Source organism: Streptococcus pseudopneumoniae, assembly GCF_001072315.1.
Taxonomy (GTDB): Bacteria; Bacillota; Bacilli; order Lactobacillales; family Streptococcaceae; genus Streptococcus; species Streptococcus pseudopneumoniae_R.
In genome coordinates this window covers 1-1297 of record NZ_JVLI01000062.1, presented here as the reverse complement: position 1 = coordinate 1297, position 1297 = coordinate 1, and the positions used below count along the sequence as shown (strand labels likewise).

1 protein-coding gene is annotated in these 1297 nt (G+C 41.7%); it reads right to left on the bottom strand.

All coding sequences use genetic code 11. From position 1 onward, the window contains the following. Positions 1–176 precede the first annotated feature (176 nt). Positions 177–1112, bottom strand: a complete 936-nt coding sequence (locus ADH54_RS02715) for a manganese-dependent inorganic pyrophosphatase (protein WP_049511661.1) — start codon at positions 1110–1112, stop codon at positions 177–179. Between the last annotated feature and the right edge of the window lie 185 nt (positions 1113–1297).

The following is a 1297-nucleotide window of genomic DNA, read 5'->3' as shown; positions in this document are numbered from 1 at the left end:
TCGCCTTACCGTACTCAAGTACAGCTTGCGGCTAGCTTCCTAGTTTGCTCTTTGATTTTCATTGAGTATCAAATCGCCATTTTCTAACATGCTTCACTCCTAGAAAAAAAGGAGCCGAAACTCCTTTCGATATAAGGCAAACTAGCCTTTCCGATTTTGAACTGACACCTAAAATCTTAAGCATTGAAGCTTTCAGTCAGTTGAGGTACTACTTGTTTCTTACGTGAAACGGCACCAGCAAGGAAGGCATGATTGTTTTCAAGTTTGAAGTTGAATGCTGCTTCAACCTTGTCCATATTGGCACCAAGAGCCAAGATCTCTGAATTTGAGTTGACGATATCTGTAATCATCAAGACAAAGTCAGAGTAGCCGTTTGCTTCGTTGGCAGCTTGCATTGCAGCTTCAATTTCTGCTTGACGTTCTAAAACTTCAGCGATGTCAACTGTGTTCACTTGGGCAACACGGACATTATTTCCGTTCAATTCAAAAGTTTTAGCATCGATGTCAATCAATTCTTCAGCAGATTTGCTAGCCAAGTTTGTACCAGCTTTCAACATAGCCAAACCATACTCTTCCAAGTTTACACCAGCTAATTCAGCCAATTCAGGAGCAATGACTGTATCTGTTGGGTGTGTTGTTGGTGATTTCAAAAGAAGGGTATCTGAAATCAAACCTGAAAGCATCAAACCAGCAATCTCTTTAGGCACAGCCACACCATGTTCTTTGAACATACGGTAAACGATTGAAGACGCTGAACCAACTGGCTCCAAACGCATGTAAAGTGGGCTTGCAGTTTCAAAGTTAGCCACACGGTGGTGGTCTACAACACCATAAACTTCTACTTCAGCGATATCTGATACAGATTGTTGGAATTCATTGTGGTCAGTCAGGATAACTTGCTCTGCGCCTTCTGCTTTAGCAGAAGTGATAACACGCGGTGCTTCCACACCAAAATAGTTCAAGACAAAGGCTGTTTCTTCATTTGGAGTTCCAAGAGCAACAGCTTCCGTATCCAAACCGTAAGCTTCTTTTGCAAGGTAGGCAAAGGCTACAGATGACCCGATGGCATCTGAGTCTGGATTTTGGTGACCAAATACTAGAATCTTAGACATGATAATACCTCATTTTGTTTATTCTCTTTATTGTAGCATTTTTTTCGCTTTTTGACAAAAGTAAGAGGAGTCAAAGGACTCCTCACGATTCTTCAAAATAACTGATACTCTTCGAAAATCTCTTCAAACCACGTCAGCTTCGCCTTGCCGTACTCAAGTACTGCCTACGGCTAGCTTCCTAGTTT

Excerpts from the sequence above, each read along its gene's own strand:
- ADH54_RS02715 (WP_049511661.1), bottom strand. The coding sequence starts at position 1,112 with ATGTCTAAGATTCTAGTATTTGGTCACCAAAATCCAGACTCAGATGCC.